This is a genomic window from Xylanibacter oryzae DSM 17970 (genome assembly GCF_000585355.1).
Lineage (GTDB): Bacteria > Bacteroidota > Bacteroidia > Bacteroidales > Bacteroidaceae > Prevotella > Prevotella oryzae.
Genome location: NZ_KK073873.1, coordinates 3,198,776 through 3,214,208 on the forward strand (window position 1 = coordinate 3,198,776; position 15,433 = coordinate 3,214,208).

At 38.9% G+C, this 15,433-nt stretch carries 13 protein-coding genes, 2 tRNA genes and 2 rRNA genes; 15 read left to right on the forward strand and 2 right to left on the reverse strand.

Annotation, left to right across the window (positions count from 1 at the left end):
• Positions 1 to 159 precede the first annotated feature (159 nt).
• From XYLOR_RS12795 to XYLOR_RS12845, 11 genes are all read left to right on the forward strand, one after another.
• A tRNA-Ile gene (locus tag XYLOR_RS12795) sits at positions 160 to 233 on the forward strand.
• Between the two features lie 30 nt (positions 234 to 263).
• Positions 264 to 337: transfer RNA gene (locus tag XYLOR_RS12800), tRNA-Ala, on the forward strand.
• Positions 338 to 503: 166 nt separating this feature from the next.
• A 23S ribosomal RNA gene (locus XYLOR_RS12805) occupies positions 504 to 3,402 on the forward strand.
• Positions 3,403 to 3,486: 84 nt separating this feature from the next.
• Positions 3,487 to 3,599 (forward strand): 5S ribosomal RNA (gene rrf / locus XYLOR_RS12810).
• A gap of 97 nt (positions 3,600 to 3,696) precedes the next feature.
• Entirely contained in the window at positions 3,697 to 4,866 is a 1,170-nt protein-coding gene (locus tag XYLOR_RS12815; RefSeq protein ID WP_036881133.1) for a sensor histidine kinase, read from the forward strand.
• 82 nt (positions 4,867 to 4,948) lie between these two features.
• Entirely contained in the window at positions 4,949 to 5,482 is a 534-nt protein-coding gene (locus XYLOR_RS12820) for a YceD family protein (RefSeq protein WP_036880238.1), read from the forward strand.
• Positions 5,483 to 5,488: 6 nt separating this feature from the next.
• A complete protein-coding gene (rpmF, locus tag XYLOR_RS12825) occupies positions 5,489 to 5,674 on the forward strand; it encodes a 50S ribosomal protein L32 (protein ID WP_036880240.1) in 186 nt (61 codons plus the stop codon).
• Positions 5,674 to 6,696, forward strand: a complete 1,023-nt coding sequence (locus XYLOR_RS12830; RefSeq protein WP_036880242.1) for a beta-ketoacyl-ACP synthase III — start codon at positions 5,674 to 5,676, stop codon at positions 6,694 to 6,696. The genes rpmF and XYLOR_RS12830 overlap by 1 nt, the downstream gene beginning before the upstream one ends.
• Positions 6,697 to 6,774: 78 nt before the next feature.
• Positions 6,775 to 7,656: a GTPase Era gene (gene era / locus XYLOR_RS12835; protein ID WP_036880244.1), complete on the forward strand. Its 882-nt coding sequence runs from the start codon at positions 6,775 to 6,777 to the stop codon at positions 7,654 to 7,656.
• 13 nt (positions 7,657 to 7,669) lie between these two features.
• Entirely contained in the window at positions 7,670 to 8,983 is a 1,314-nt protein-coding gene (gene der / locus XYLOR_RS12840) for a ribosome biogenesis GTPase Der (protein WP_036880246.1), read from the forward strand.
• Between the two features lie 18 nt (positions 8,984 to 9,001).
• Positions 9,002 to 9,391, forward strand: coding sequence for a DUF4878 domain-containing protein (locus XYLOR_RS12845; RefSeq protein WP_036880248.1), 390 nt, complete (start codon positions 9,002 to 9,004; stop codon positions 9,389 to 9,391).
• Between the two features lie 3 nt (positions 9,392 to 9,394).
• Here XYLOR_RS12845 and XYLOR_RS12850 read toward each other — a convergent pair whose 3' ends face one another.
• Together XYLOR_RS12850 and XYLOR_RS12855 are read right to left on the reverse strand one after the other, a co-directional pair.
• A complete protein-coding gene (locus tag XYLOR_RS12850; protein WP_036880251.1) occupies positions 9,395 to 10,177 on the reverse strand; it encodes an ABC transporter ATP-binding protein in 783 nt (260 codons plus the stop codon).
• Between the two features lies 1 nt (position 10,178).
• Positions 10,179 to 10,925 (reverse strand): MlaE family ABC transporter permease, encoded by a 747-nt coding sequence (locus XYLOR_RS12855; protein ID WP_036880254.1) that lies wholly within the window; start codon positions 10,923 to 10,925, stop codon positions 10,179 to 10,181.
• Between the two features lie 133 nt (positions 10,926 to 11,058).
• On the opposite strand from XYLOR_RS12855, the gene lptB reads away from it, so the two are divergent.
• The 4 genes from lptB (at position 11,059) to clpX (ending at position 15,407) form a co-directional block, all read left to right on the forward strand.
• The gene (gene lptB, locus XYLOR_RS12860) at positions 11,059 to 11,874 is read left to right on the forward strand and encodes an LPS export ABC transporter ATP-binding protein (RefSeq protein WP_036880255.1); all 816 of its coding nucleotides are present in this window, start codon (positions 11,059 to 11,061) and stop codon (positions 11,872 to 11,874) included.
• 142 nt (positions 11,875 to 12,016) lie between these two features.
• Entirely contained in the window at positions 12,017 to 13,375 is a 1,359-nt protein-coding gene (gene tig / locus XYLOR_RS12865; RefSeq protein ID WP_036880256.1) for a trigger factor, read from the forward strand.
• A gap of 124 nt (positions 13,376 to 13,499) precedes the next feature.
• Complete coding sequence (clpP, locus tag XYLOR_RS12870) at positions 13,500 to 14,165, forward strand: ATP-dependent Clp endopeptidase proteolytic subunit ClpP (RefSeq protein ID WP_036880258.1); 666 nt, start codon at positions 13,500 to 13,502, stop codon at positions 14,163 to 14,165.
• A gap of 9 nt (positions 14,166 to 14,174) precedes the next feature.
• Entirely contained in the window at positions 14,175 to 15,407 is a 1,233-nt protein-coding gene (clpX, locus tag XYLOR_RS12875; protein WP_036880260.1) for an ATP-dependent Clp protease ATP-binding subunit ClpX, read from the forward strand.
• Positions 15,408 to 15,433: the final 26 nt, after the last annotated feature.

Here is a 15,433-nt window from a genome sequence, read left to right on the forward strand (position 1 = left end):
CGTTATGCAAGACGAGAGGCACCATAAAAGTAAGAATAAAGAGGCGAGTGGATATAGTTATCCTTTTAGCTTCTTGTACACGGAACTGTTTATAAAATATAGAGGAAAAGGAAGCCGGGCGGACAAGCCCCTAAGGCTTGAACGATAAAACCGGGATAGAGTCCTATAGCTCAGTTGGTTAGAGCGCCACACTGATAATGTGGAGGTCGGCAGTTCAAGTCTGCCTGGGACTACAAGGCCCAGGACGTATATATACAACATACGGGGGATTAGCTCAGCTGGCTAGAGCACCTGCTTTGCAAGCAGGGGGTCAACGGTTCGAATCCGTTATTCTCCACACTCGGGAACAGTCCGCAAGGATTTAAAGAGTTCCCAAACGATCTTTGACATATTGGTACATGAAACTGTAAGTAAGACTTTTAAGTAAAGAAAAGAGAGCAATCTCAAGATACAGCTGAAAGTATGAGCTACTCATCCGGTCTCTCAAGAGCCGGATAGTAAGAAAGAAAGTAAATAAGGGCGCAGGGCGGATGCCTTGGCTCACGGAGGCGATGAAGGACGTGATAAGCTGCGATAAGCTTCGGGTAGGTGCAAATAACCGTTAATCCGAAGATTTCCGAATGGGACAACCCGGCAGTCTGAAGGACTGTCATTTGGACTTATGTCCAAAGGCGAACGCAGGGAACTGAAACATCTTAGTACCTGCAGGAAGAGAAAATAAACTAATGATTCCCCTAGTAGTGGCGAGCGAACGGGGAAGAGCCCAAACCGTTTTTGTGGTAACGCAAGAGCGGTGTTGTAGGACCGCGACATCGGACCTTAGAATCGATCGGAACGTTCTGGAAAGAACGGCCATAGATGGTGAAAGCCCAGTATGAGAAGACGATAAGGCCGTAGCGAGCTCCTGAGTAACGCGGAACACGAGAAATTCTGCGCGAATCCACCGGGACCATCCGGTAAGGCTAAATACTCCCGTGAGACCGATAGTGAACCAGTACCGTGAGGGAAAGGTGAAAAGCACTTCGATTAGAAGGGTGAAAGAGATCCTGAAACCCTGCGCCTACAAGCGGTCGGAGCCGAGCAATCGGTGACGGCGTGCCTTTTGCATAATGAACCTACGAGTTGCCGTCGCCGGCAAGGTTAAGGATGAAGACATCCCGAGCCATAGTGAAAGCGAGCCTGAATAGGGCGCTGAGTCGGCGGAGGCAGACGCGAAACCAAGTGATCTACACTTGACCAGGATGAAGTCCGGGTAACACCGGATGGAGGTCCGCACCAATAAGCGTTGAAAAGCTTCTGGATGAGTTGAGTGTAGGAGTGAAAGGCCAATCAAACTTGGAGATAGCTCGTACTCCCCGAAATGCATTTAGGTGCAGCGTGGCACGATCCCGTAGAGAGGTAGAGCGACCGATAGGATGAGAGGGCTTCACCGCCTATCAAGTCCTGACGAACTCCGAATGCTCTACGGCCGCAGTGTCGCAGTAAGGGCGCGGGTGCTAAGGTCCGTGCCCGAGAGGAGAAGAATCCTGACCGCCGTCTAAGGCCCCGGAATTCTGCCTGAGTTAGTCTAACGAAGTCTGGTCCCTGTGACAGCTAGGATGTTGGCTTGGAAGCAGCCATTCATTCAAAGAGTGCGTAACAGCTCACTAGTCGAGGGTCCGGGCATGGATAATAATCGGGTATAAGGCAGATGCCGAAGATGCGGGATAGTAATAATAAAAGTATCGGTAGGGGAGCATTCCAGTCAGCGTTGAATCCGGTGGATAACCCCCGGTGGAGCGTCTGGAAAAGCAAATGTAGGTATAAGTAACGATTAGGGGGGTGAGATCCCCCCCCGCCATAAGACTAAGGTTTCCCGGGCAACGTCAATCGGCCCGGGGTTAGTCGGGTCCTAAGTCTAAGCCGAACGGCGAGGGCGATGGCAGACACGGTTAATATTCCGTGACTAGCGTACGGAGTGAAGCGGGGACGGAGCAGTGAAACCACCGCGCGCAGACGGAATTGCGCGTTGAAGGGTGTAGGAGTTGATTGACGGAGGCAAATCCCCGTCAAGATCCGAACCTGATAGTACGGCTGTCCCTTCGGGGAAGGCTGATAGTGTGGGTAAACATACTTCCTAGAAAATCCGCTAAACTTAATCCGTACGGTACCCGTACCGCAAACGGACACACGTAGTCGGGTAGAACATACTAAGGCGTTGAGAGATTCATGGTTAAGGAACTAGGCAAATTAACCCCGTAACTTCGGGATAAGGGGTCCTCTCCTCCGGGAGAGGCGCAGAGAATAGGTCCAGGCAACTGTTTAACAAAAACACAGGGCTGTGCGAATTCGAAAGACGAAGTATACAGCCTGACACCTGCCCGGTGCCGGAAGGTTAAGAGGAGATGTCATCCTTCGGGAGAAGCATTGAATTGAAGCCCCGGTAAACGGCGGCCGTAACTATAACGGTCCTAAGGTAGCGAAATTCCTTGTCGGGTAAGTTCCGACCTGCACGAATGGTGTAATGATCCGGACGCTGTCTCAACCATGAGCTCAGTGAAATTGTAGTATCGGTGAAGATGCCGATTACCCGCGATGGGACGAAAAGACCCCGTGAACCTTTACTATAGCTTAGCATTGACTTTGGTCATCCGATGTGTAGGATAGGCCGGAGGCTTCGAAGCGCAGGCGCCAGCCTGTGTGGAGCCATCCTTGAAATACGGCCCTTTGGCTGTCTGAAGTCTAACTCGTATAACGAGGACATTGTTTGGTGGGTAGTTTGACTGGGGTGGTCGCCTCCAAAAGCGTAACGGAGGCTTCCAAAGGTGCCCTCGGACCGATTGGTAACCGGTCTCATAGAGTGCAATGGCATAAGGGCGCTTGACTGGGAGGGAGACATCCCGAGCAGGCAGGAAACTGGGGCATAGTGATCCGGCGGATCCGTATGGAAGGTCCGTCGCTCAAAGGATAAAAGGTACTCCGGGGATAACAGGCTGATCCCCCCCAAGAGCTCATATCGACGGGGTGGTTTGGCACCTCGATGTCGGCTCGTCACATCCTGGGGCTGGAGAAGGTCCCAAGGGTTGGGCTGTTCGCCCATTAAAGTGGCACGCGAGCTGGGTTCAGAACGTCGTGAGACAGTTCGGTCTCTATCTATCGTGGGCGTGGGAGTTTTGCGTGGTGCCGTCACTAGTACGAGAGGACCGTGATGGACAGACCTCCGGTGAACCGGTTGTGCCGCCAGGCGCACCGCCGGGTATCCGAGTCTGGGAAGGATAAGCGCTGAAAGCATCTAAGTGCGAAGCCAGCCACAAGATGAGAACTCCACATAAGGGTCGTCATAGACTATGACGTTGATAGGGTGTAGGTGTAAAGGCGGTGACGCCAAAGCCGAGCACTACTAATTGCCCGAAACTTCCTTTTACAGTCATAATTTCAGATGTATCTGCTTTTTTTGCAGGAGAAATACGATAAGGTTATCATGTACCGAAAAAGTCAAACCCAATATCAGGTGGTTATTGCGGCGGGGTCCCACCTCTTCCCATTCCGAACAGAGAAGTTAAGCCCGCCTGCGCCGATGGTACTGCAATACAATGCGGGAGAGTAGGTGGCTGCCTTTTTTAAATTGAAGCTCTGATTTCTAACGAAGTCGGAGCTTCTTTGCGTTTATATAGGTTTTAATGCAATATATTTTTTATGTATGCGTTTAAATTGTACATGAAACATGTATATAGTTCAAGAAATACGAAAATTATCCTTATTTTATCGGCTATAGTAATAGCTGTATTTTCACTTGTGGCTTCAAATATTTTGGTCCACGACTTGACTGTCGAAGAGCATAGTAAAATGGAAGTTTGGGCTGATGCTATGAGAGAATTGAACAAGGCGGGTGATAATACTGATTTAAGCCTTGTTCTTAAAGTATTAAATGAAAATAATACTATTCCGGTTATTGTAATGGATTCAAAAGGTAATGTACAGACTTACCGTAATATTGATATTTCTGGCAGAAATCGTAAAGATAGTTCGAATTTTGTTGCAGATAAAGGTAAACAGTTGATAGAGGTTGGAAAGGTCATTAAAATATTTATCTCTGGCTCTCCGAGTGATTATATTAATGTATGCTATGATGACTCCATAATGATAAAGCGTCTTAGAATTTATCCTTTAGTGCAGTTGGGCATTGTAACTATTTTTGTTGTAATAGCTATTTTTGCACTTCTTACTTATAAGAAAGCAGAACAGAATAGAGTTTGGTTAGGTTTATCTAAAGAAACTGCACATCAGTTGGGCACGCCAATATCTAGTTTAATGGCATGGACGGAAATTTTTAAAGAAACATATCCTAATGATAAGTTGATCTATGAAATGGAAAAGGATGTACAACGTTTACAACTCATAGCAGACCGATTTTCTAAAATAGGTTCTTTACCAGAATTAAAAGTGACGAATTTAATTGAAATAATGGACCATGTTGTAGATTATATGGCTCTTCGTACATCTTCAAAAGTAAAAATTATTAAGAAGTTTCCTCAAGGAGATGTTCTTGTAAAGATTAATCTACAATTATTCGAATGGGCCATAGAAAATGTATTAAAAAATGCTGTAGATGCAATTAAAGGTGAAGGAATAATTATATTGGCGATACATGTAATGGAATGTAAAGTATTTGTTGATATATCCGATACAGGTAAAGGTATCAAGCATAAAGACTTAAATAATATATTTAAGCCTGGTTTTACAACTAAAGATAGAGGGTGGGGATTAGGCTTATCTTTAGCAAAGAGAATGATAGAGGAATATCATAAAGGCAAAATATATGTAAAAAGTTCTGACCCAGTAAAAGGAACAATTTTTAGAATAGAATTATCTAAAATATTTGATTAATAGATTCTTTTGGATACATAATTCAATTTTTTCTTTAATTTGATATCGCTATATAAAAAAATATTTGTACCTTTGCAGCCAAATGTTTAGTTTAGAACCTTTTAAGATAGATTTGAATGGGTTGAAAGAAGGTATTACGACCTTGAATTTCGACCTTGGTAATGCCTATTTCGAGGCAATAGACGCTCCTTTGACATCAAAAGGAAATCTGAATGTAGAACTGGCAATAGGAAGAACATCGGATTTTTTTGAATTGAATTTTCATACAGAAGGGGTAATAACAGTGCAATGTGACCGGTGTTTGGATGATATGGAACAATGTATCAATACAGATAATAGGTTAGTTGCAAAATTTGGAGACGAATACTCGGAAGATGATGACCTAATCACAGTGCCTGAAGATGAAGGCTTAATTGATGTGGCTTGGTTTATCTACGAATTTATAGAATTAGATGTTCCTATCAAGCACGTGCACGCACCTGGAAAATGCAACCCTGCTATGATTGAAATGCTCAATGAGCACTCTGCTACCCGAAGTAGTGATGGGAACAGCAAAAAACCTGTAGATCCTAGGTGGAGTAAATTGGAAAAATTAAAAACAAAAATTAAAGATTAAAAGAAAATGGCACATCCTAAAAGAAGACAGTCAAAGACTCGTACACTTAAGAGAAGAACCCATGACAAGGCAGTAGCTCCAACATTGGCATTATGCCCTAATTGTGGCGCATATTATGTTTATCATACAGTATGTCCTACATGTGGATATTATAGAGGTAAAGTAGCTATCGAAAAGGAAGTAGCTGAATAATGGAGAAAATAAATGCTATAATCACTGGTGTTGGTGGATACGTTCCTGAATATGTTCTTAATAATGAAGAACTGTCAAGAATGGTTGATACAACTGATGAGTGGATTATGACACGTATCGGCGTCAAAGAACGCCGAATATTGACAGAAGAAGGCTTGGGCACATCTTATATGGCTCGTAAAGCTGCAAAACAGTTGTTGCAAAAAACAGGTGTTGATCCTCAGTCAATAGATGTCGTAATTGTAACCACAACTACTCCTGATTATCATTTTCCTTCAACAGCTTCTATAGTTATTGGTAAACTGGGACTTGAGAATGCGTATGCTTATGATTTTTCTGCAGCTTGTTGCGGATTCTTATATGCGTTGGACGTAGCTTGTAATATGATACAAAGTGGCCGCCATAAAAGAATAATAGTAATAGGTGCTGATAAAATGTCGTCTATGGTAGACTATACAGATCGTGCTACTTGCCCTATCTTTGGTGATGGAGCTGGTGCTGTGCTTGTAGAAGGAACTACAGAAGATAATATAGGCTTGATTGATTCTCATTTACGGACAGATGGCAAAGGACTTCCGTTTCTTCATATGAAAGCGGGCGGTAGTGTTTGTCCTCCTTCTCATTTTACAGTTGACCACCGTCTGCATTATATTTATCAGGAAGGGCGCACGGTATTCCGTTATGCGGTTACTGCTATGAGCCAAGATTGCTCAATTATTGCAGAACGTAACAACTTAACAAAGGATAATATCGCATACGTTATACCTCATCAGGCAAATTTGCGTATTATTGAAGCTGTTTCTAAAAGACTTGAACTGCCAATGGAAAAAGTGCTTGTAAACATACAGCACTATGGTAATACAAGTGCTGCTTGTATGCCTTTGGTACTTTGGGAATTTGAAAAACAATTGAAGAAAGGAGATAATCTGGTATTCACCGCATTTGGTGCTGGATTTGTTCATGGTGCTAGTCTGTATAGATGGGCTTATGATGGAGCACAGGCTGCGGCGCCTCTTAAGTAATTGGCTAAATAATATACAAAGAAACGCATCCTAATATTATAAGATGCGTTTTTTTGTCCATAAAATAAAATATTTATAATGCACAAGGCAGGTTTTGTAAACATAGTTGGCAATCCTAATGTTGGAAAGAGTACGCTAATGAACCAATTGGTAGGTGAACGTATATCTATCGCAACATTTAAGGCGCAGACAACGCGTCATCGTATTATGGGAATAGTGAATACTCCGGATGCGCAAATAGTATTTTCAGATACACCAGGAGTCTTGAAGCCCAATTATAAATTGCAGGAGTCAATGTTGGCTTTCTCTGAGTCTGCTCTTCAAGATGCGGATGTATTGCTTTATGTTACTGATGTTGTGGAGAATCCAGAAAAAAATATGACTTTTTTGGAAAAGGTAAGGAAAATGTCTGTCCCTGTCTTGCTGCTGATAAATAAAATTGATCAGAGTGACCAGAATAGTCTTGGAAACATTGTGGAAAAGTGGCATTCGCTTTTGCCTAATGCAGAAATACTGCCTATATCGGCACAGAATAAATTCGGTACTGATATGCTATTAAAGAGAATACAAGAATTATTACCTGATTCACCACCATATTTTGATAAAGAACAATTGACAGATAGACCTGCTCGTTTTTTTGTCAGTGAAATCATTAGAGAGAAAATACTGCTTTATTACGATAAGGAAATCCCTTATTCTGTAGAAGTGCGTGTGGAGCAGTTTAAAGAAGATGACAAGCATATTCATATTAATGCCGTCTTATACGTAGAAAGAGATTCGCAAAAGGGTATTATCATAGGCCATCAAGGTGTCGCTTTGAAAAAGGTAAGTACCGAATCACGTAAGGCTTTGGAGAAATTCTTTGGCAAAAATATATATTTAGAAACATTTGTTAAAGTAGACAAAGACTGGCGCAGTTCAGATAAGGAATTGGACAGTTTTGGTTATAACCCTGAATAAAAAGTAACATAATATGGCAAATTTAGTAGCAATAGTAGGACGTCCAAATGTGGGTAAATCCACTTTGTTTAATAGACTATCAAAGTCTCGTCGTGCGATAGTAAGTGACGAGGCGGGCACAACACGCGACCGTCAGTATGGTAAGAGTGAATGGAATGGTAAAGAATTTTCGATTGTTGATACCGGTGGTTGGGTAGTTAAATCGGATGATATATTTGAGGAAGCTATTCGTAGACAGGTAATAATAGCAACAGAGGAAGCTGATCTTGTGCTATTCTTGGTAGACGTTACAACTGGACTTACTGATTGGGATGAGGATGTTGCTGACATCTTGCGCCGTGCTAAGTTGCCAGTGTTACTTGTAGCAAACAAGACAGATAATAACGATCAGTTATATGATGCAGCAGAGTTTTATTCGCTTGGACTTGGTGAGCCTATATGTATAAGTTCTGCTACAGGTAGCGGTACTGGTGAATTGCTTGATACTGTAATTGAAAAACTGAAACCTAATACAGGTGAAATAATTGAAGAGGGAATCCCTCGTTTTGCTGTTGTAGGTAGACCCAATGCAGGTAAAAGTAGTATTATTAATGCTTTTATTGGAGAAGACCGTAATATTGTTACAGAGATAGCAGGAACAACTCGCGATAGCATTTATACAAGATATGAAAAGTTCGGTTTTGACTTCTATCTTGTAGATACAGCAGGTATAAGAAAGAAAAACAAAGTAACTGAAGATTTGGAATTTTATTCTGTAATGAGATCTATACGTTCTATAGAGAATTCGGATGTTTGTATTTTAATGGTTGATGCTATTCGAGGAATAGAGGCCCAGGATATGAATATATTCCAATTGATTCAGAAAAATTATAAATCCTTGGTAGTAGTAGTAAATAAATGGGATTTGGTAGAAGACAAAGATACTAAGGTTATGAAAACTTTTGAGAATGCTATACGTGAACGTATGGCTCCTTTTATTGACTTCCCAATAATATTTGTTTCTGCATTGACAAAGCAGCGAATATTCAAAGTATTGGAAACCGCAAAAGAAGTATATCAAAACAGAACAGCTCGTATAGGTACATCTAAGTTGAATGAGGTTATGCTTCCGATTATAGAAGCTTATCCTCCTCAGTCAATTAAGGGCAAATATATTAAGATAAAATATTGCATGCAATTGCCTAATACTCAGATACCTTCGTTCGTATTCTTTGCGAACCTTCCGCAATATGTAAAAGAACAATATAGAAGATTCTTGGAAAATAAAATACGTGCTAATTGGACCCTCACCGGAACACCTATACATGTGTTTATACGCCAGAAATAGTAGTAAAAATAAGATATCATGCGTTGGAGTTTTTATGTATTAATTTTAGGTATAGTAATAATGAGCTCTTGTTCTGGAAAAAGAGAAGAGGATAAGGCTTCTATTGCGGCAAAAGATTATTATGAAATGTTGATAGCCGGTCAATATGATAAGTTTGTTGCTAGTTCAATAAATACCGATAATATACCTAAAGAATACAGAGAACAACTAGTTACGAATGTAAAACAGTTTGTAGCTGTGCAAAAAAATGAACGTGGTGGAATCAGAGAAGTACGAATAGTAAATTCAAGTTACAATAAGAAAAAGGATTCTGCAGATGTTCTTCTGGTTCTGTCTTACAAAGACAGAGTTAATGAAGAAATTGTGGTACCTATGATAAAGAAAAACGGGAAATGGATGATGCGTTAATCATTATTTTCTGTTTTTCTGTTTTTCTTGTTCTAATGCAATATCTTTTACTTTCCTGAATAAATCTGATGCAAAAATGAAGTCATTGAGTTCCTTATTTGTAGAACTAACAATTTCTTCTTTTGATCCTTGCCATTCTTTTATTCCATCACATAAGAATATTATATTTTCGCCTATACCCATAACGGAGTTCATGTCATGAGTGTTTATTATTGTGGTTGTGTTAAACTCTTGCGTTATGCTATGAACAAGATCGTCAATTACAAGTGATGTCTTTGGATCCAAACCCGAATTCGGTTCATCGCAGAAAAGATATTGTGGATTTAATGAAATAGCTCGCGCAATGGCTACACGTTTTTGCATACCACCAGAAATCTCTCCGGGAAATTTATTTTGAGCCTCAATAAGATTTACACGGTCAAGACAAAATTGTGCGCGCTTTACTCTATCTCTGTAAGTCATATCCGAAAACATATCGAGAGGAAACATAACATTTTCAATGACAGAAAGAGAATCAAAAAGGGCCGCACTTTGAAAAATCATTCCCATTTTACGTCTAATCATTACTTTCTCATTTTTACTCATTGCTACGAAATCTTCACCATCATAAAGAACTTCTCCTTTAGTTGGTGAAAGAAGCCCTACAAGGTTTTTCATTAATACAGTTTTTCCAGAACCGCTCTGACCAATTATAAGATTTGTTTTACCGTTTTCAAAGTTGGCGTTGATATCTTTAAGAACTTCTTTGTCTTGGAAAGACTTATATAAATGTCTGACTTCTATCATATTATGAAAGTAATTGAGTTAGAAATAAATCTGAGAATAATATAAGAACGCTACTACATACCACCGAATCTGTACTGGCTTTTCCTACATTAACAGAACCACCTTCAACTGTATATCCAAAGAATGAAGGGACACTGGAAATGATAAAAGCAAAGAAGAGACTCTTAATTATTCCCATCCACACAAACCATTCATTGAAATCGTGCTGAAGACCAATTGTGAGGTCGTCTGGACTTATTATATGACCAAAATAAGAGGTAGCATATGCACCTATTATGCCTGATGCAGTACTGAAAATAACAAGAAAAGGCATAATAGTAATCATTCCCAGAATCTTAGGAAGAATAAGAAAACATGCTGAGTTGACTCCCATAATGTCTAGCGCATCAATTTGCTGTGTTACACGCATAGTTCCTAATTCGGAAGCAATGTTTGAACCTACTTTTCCTGCAAGAATCAAACACATAATTGAAGATGAAAATTCTAATAGCATAATTTCTCTTGTTGCATATCCTGTAACGAAATGAGGCATCCATGGACTCTGTATGTTTAATCGAATCTGTATACAGATAACAGCCCCAATGAAAAAAGAAATTAATAATACTATACCGATAGAATTAACTCCTAACTGAGCCATTTCTTTTATATATTGCTTTAGAAACATCCTCATCCGTTCTGGACGTGAGAAAGTCTTACCCATTACTTGGAGGTAAATGCCTAATGTGGTTAAATATTTTTGTATTAACATCGCTGATATCTTTATATCTGCTTGCAAAAGTAACCAAAATCCTCTAAAAAACTGCAATATATTGAATAGTTTTTGAATTTATCAATGTTATTAGCTACATTTTTGTTATTTTTGCAAACCAAACGGATAAATTATGGATGCAACAGAACATATTGGGAATGAAAGTATGGTGCTTAGGACCGAAGGCTTGGTAAAGCGTTATGGTAAAAGAACTGTGGTTAATGACGTTTCTATAAACGTGAAACAAGGAGAAATAGTCGGGCTTTTAGGTCCTAATGGCGCTGGTAAAACAACCTCGTTCTATATGACTACAGGACTGATAGTTCCTAATGCCGGACATATATTTCTGAATAATATGGATATTACTCAATACCCTGTCTATAAGCGTGCTCGTGCTGGAATAGGATATTTGGCCCAAGAGGCAAGCGTTTTCAGAACATTAAGCGTAGAAGACAATATCATGGCCGTTTTGGAAATGACAAAAATGTCTCATAAAGAACAGTTGTTAAAACTTGAATCTTTGATAAGAGAATTTCGTTTGGATAAGGTACGGAAAAATAAGGGAAACCAGTTGTCTGGTGGGGAAAGAAGAAGAACCGAAATTGCACGTTGTTTGGCAATTGACCCTAAATTTATTATGCTAGATGAACCTTTTGCAGGCGTTGACCCTATTGCGGTTGAAGACATACAGCATATAGTATGGAGACTGAAATATCGCAATATTGGAATACTTATTACGGACCATAATGTGCAGGAAACTTTGAGCATTACGGATAGAGCTTATCTTTTGTTTGAAGGCCGAATATTATTCCAAGGGACACCTGAAGAATTAGCTGAAAATAAAATAGTACGTGAAAAATATTTAAGTAATAGTTTCGTACTAAGAAAAAAAGACTTTCAACTTATTGATGAAGAAAAGAGAGCTAAAGAACAACAAGAGGATGGTTAAAAAATATAATAAATAATACATTTCTAATATTATAATTAGTTTTTTTGAGTTAATATCATTAACTTTGCAGTTCGTTATATATTAGATAGCGTTTATAAATATTTGAATAAATAATAACAATAATAATAATTAAACATCAGAGATGAAAATTTCATTTGAAAATCCCGACAAAGTTACAGGCGTTTTAACTTTGACGATTGAAGAGGCTGATTACAAGGAGAATGTCGAGAAGACACTGAATACTTATCGCAAAAAAGCTAATGTTCCAGGCTTTCGTCCAGGACAAGTTCCAATGGGAATGATTAAAAGACAATTCGGTACTTCTGTAAAAGTAGAAGAGATAAATAAGCAATTGGGAGAAAAGATCTATGGATATATAAAAGAGAACAATATCCAAATGCTTGGTGAACCATTGCCTAATACGGATAAGCAGAAAGAACTTGATTTCGAAAAAGATAATACTTTTGACTTTGTTTTTGATATAGCTATTGCTCCTGAGTTTAATGTAGAGTTGACATCTAAGGATACAATAGATTATAATGACATAACTATTGATGATGATCTTATAAATCGTCAGATAGATATGTTCGCATCTCGCGCTGGACATTATGATAAAGTTGACGAATATAAAGAGAATGATATGCTGAAGGGCGATCTTCATGAACTTGATGAGAAAGGCAATACAAAAGAAGGTGGAATCACTGTTGAAACTGCAGTCCTTATGCCTAATTATATAAAGGTTGAAGATCAAAAGAAATTGTTCGATGGCTCAAAGGTTAATGATATAATTGTATTTAATCCTAAAAAGGCTTATCCAGAAAGTGATGTAGAAATATCTTCTCTTCTTAAGATTAGCAAAGAAGACGCAGCCAATGTGACAGCTGATTTTAGTTATCAGATTACGGAAATTTCTCGTTTCGTTTCAGCAGAAGTAAATCAGGAACTTTTTGATCAAGTTTATGGACAAGGAAACGTTAAAGATGAAAAAGGCTTCCGTGAAAAAATTGCTGAAGGTTTAAAACTTCAGTTGGATGCAGATAGTGACTTTAAATTTATTCAAGATGTTCGTTCTTATCTTGAGAAAAAAATCGGTAAATTAACTTTCCCTGATTCTCTTCTAAAGAAAATAATGCTGAACAACAATAAAGACAAAGGCGAGGAATTTGTAGAAAAGAATTACGAAAATAGTATTAAAGAACTTACTTGGCATCTTATTAAAGAGCAACTTGTTAAGGCAAATGATATCAAAATAGATGATAAAGATATTAAAGATGCTGCAAAAGAAGCTGCAAGAGCTCAGTTCGCACAGTATGGCATGACAAACATTCCTGATGAATATCTTGAAAATTATGCTAGTGAGATGCTTAAGAAGCAGGAGACCGTAGAAGGTTTGGCAGACAGAAGTATTGAACGTAAATTGACAGATGCTTTGAAAAAAGTCGTTAAACTGAAGAAAAAGTCAGTATCTCTAGACGACTTTAATAAGATGATGGAAGAATAAAATAAAAATTTGATAAAAATAATCCCCAAATTAAGGAGGTTGTCGACTTTTTTTATTATCTTTGTTCCTACGAACAAAAAAAATAAGGTCGATAACCTTCTTTTTTAGTATAAAACTTAGAAAAATGAATGATTTTAGGAAATATGCTACTAAGCATTTAGGTATGGACGGTATGGCATTAGATGATGTTGTAAAATCACAGGCACAATACCTCAATCCTTACATTTTGGAAGAACGTCAGTTGAATGTCACTCAAATGGACGTGTTCTCACGTCTTATGATGGATCGTATTATTTTTCTGGGAACAGAGATAGACGACTATACGGCGAATACGCTTCAGGCGCAGTTGCTATATCTTGATTCTGCAGATTCGGGTAAAGACATATCAATATATATAAATTCTCCAGGAGGAAGCGTTTCTGCTGGTCTGGGCATATATGATACTATGCAGTTTATATCAAGTAATGTAGCCACTATCTGTACAGGTATGGCCGCTTCAATGGCTTCGGTTCTGTTAGTGTCAGGCACTGAAGGCAAGCGCTCTGCACTTCCTCATAGCCGTGTTATGATACACCAGCCTATGGGAGGAACACAGGGACAAGCATCAGATATTGATATCGTTGCAAAACAGATTAACATATTGAAGAAAGAACTGTATACAATAATTTCAGATCATTCTCACACTCCTTATGAAAAAGTTTATGCTGATTCTGACCGCGATTATTGGATGACAGCGGAAGAGGCAAAGGCTTATGGAATGGTGGATAATGTATTGACAAGAAAGAAATAATATAAATAGATGAAGAAAGTTTGCAGCTTTTGTGGTAGAAGTGATAAGGATGTTAAGCTGTTGATAACAGGATTGAATGGCTATATCTGCGAAGATTGTGTCAGTCAGGCATATCAGATCGTCCAATCTTCTGGCATAATGAATGGTGAAGGTTCACAAAACGAGAGTAAATTCAAGATAAAAAAAGTTCCTAAACCTGTTGAAATAAAGAAGTATTTGGATAAATACATTATAGGTCAGGATGAAGCCAAACGATATCTAGCAGTATCTGTATATAACCATTATAAGAGATTGCAGCAGCCAGAAGATGAAAATGGCGTAGAAATAGAAAAAAGCAATATTATAATGGTTGGCAGTACCGGTACAGGCAAAACATTACTTGCCCGTACCATCGCTAAACTGCTTGATGTCCCTTTTACAATAGTTGATGCGACCGTATTTACAGAAGCTGGATATGTAGGTGAAGATGTCGAAAGTATCTTAAGTAGATTGCTACAAGTTGCAGACTTTGATGTGAATGCTGCCCAGCGTGGTATTGTTTTTATTGATGAAATAGACAAGATTGCACGTAAAAGCGATAATCCTTCAATAACGAGAGATGTAAGTGGAGAAGGTGTACAGCAAGGACTATTAAAGTTACTTGAGGGTTCTATTGTCAATGTTCCACCAAAGGGTGGTCGTAAACATCCTGATCAGGACTATATACATGTAGATACTAAAAATATTCTTTTTATATGTGGTGGAGCTTTTGATGGAATTGAAAGAAAAATAGCACAAAGATTAAATACTCATGTAGTGGGTTATAACTCAGTGCAGAATGTACAGAACATAGATAAAGGTAATCTTATGAAATATATAGTGCCACAGGATTTGAAATCGTTCGGCCTTATTCCTGAGATAATAGGGCGCTTGCCTGTGCTGACATACCTTAATCCTTTGGATAAAACTGCTCTTCGTAATATACTTACAGAACCACAAAATTCTATTATAAAACAGTATGCTAAACTATTTGAAATGGACGGCATAACGTTAACATTCTCAAAGGACGCACTTGACTATATTGTAGACAAGGCTGTAGAATATAAATTAGGAGCGCGTGGACTTCGTAGTATTGTCGAAAGTGTTATGATGGATACAATGTTTGAGATTCCTTCAAAGCGAGTAAAAACATTTGACGTAACATTGGATTACGCAAAAAAACAATTGGATAAGGCTCAACTGAATAAGTTGGAAAGCGCATAATCTTTTATTTAATATGCTGAAGAAAG

Coding starts and splice junctions, on each gene's coding strand:
- XYLOR_RS12815 (WP_036881133.1), top strand. CDS start 3,697: ATGAAACATGTATATAGTTCAAGAAATACGAAAATTATCCTTATTTTA.
- XYLOR_RS12820 (WP_036880238.1), top strand. CDS start 4,949: ATGTTTAGTTTAGAACCTTTTAAGATAGATTTGAATGGGTTGAAAGAA.
- rpmF (WP_036880240.1), top strand. CDS start 5,489: ATGGCACATCCTAAAAGAAGACAGTCAAAGACTCGTACACTTAAGAGA.
- XYLOR_RS12830 (WP_036880242.1), top strand. CDS start 5,674: ATGGAGAAAATAAATGCTATAATCACTGGTGTTGGTGGATACGTTCCT.
- era (WP_036880244.1), top strand. CDS start 6,775: ATGCACAAGGCAGGTTTTGTAAACATAGTTGGCAATCCTAATGTTGGA.
- der (WP_036880246.1), top strand. CDS start 7,670: ATGGCAAATTTAGTAGCAATAGTAGGACGTCCAAATGTGGGTAAATCC.
- XYLOR_RS12845 (WP_036880248.1), top strand. CDS start 9,002: ATGCGTTGGAGTTTTTATGTATTAATTTTAGGTATAGTAATAATGAGC.
- XYLOR_RS12850 (WP_036880251.1), bottom strand. CDS start 10,177: ATGATAGAAGTCAGACATTTATATAAGTCTTTCCAAGACAAAGAAGTT.
- XYLOR_RS12855 (WP_036880254.1), bottom strand. CDS start 10,925: ATGTTAATACAAAAATATTTAACCACATTAGGCATTTACCTCCAAGTA.
- lptB (WP_036880255.1), top strand. CDS start 11,059: ATGGATGCAACAGAACATATTGGGAATGAAAGTATGGTGCTTAGGACC.
- tig (WP_036880256.1), top strand. CDS start 12,017: ATGAAAATTTCATTTGAAAATCCCGACAAAGTTACAGGCGTTTTAACT.
- clpP (WP_036880258.1), top strand. CDS start 13,500: ATGAATGATTTTAGGAAATATGCTACTAAGCATTTAGGTATGGACGGT.
- clpX (WP_036880260.1), top strand. CDS start 14,175: ATGAAGAAAGTTTGCAGCTTTTGTGGTAGAAGTGATAAGGATGTTAAG.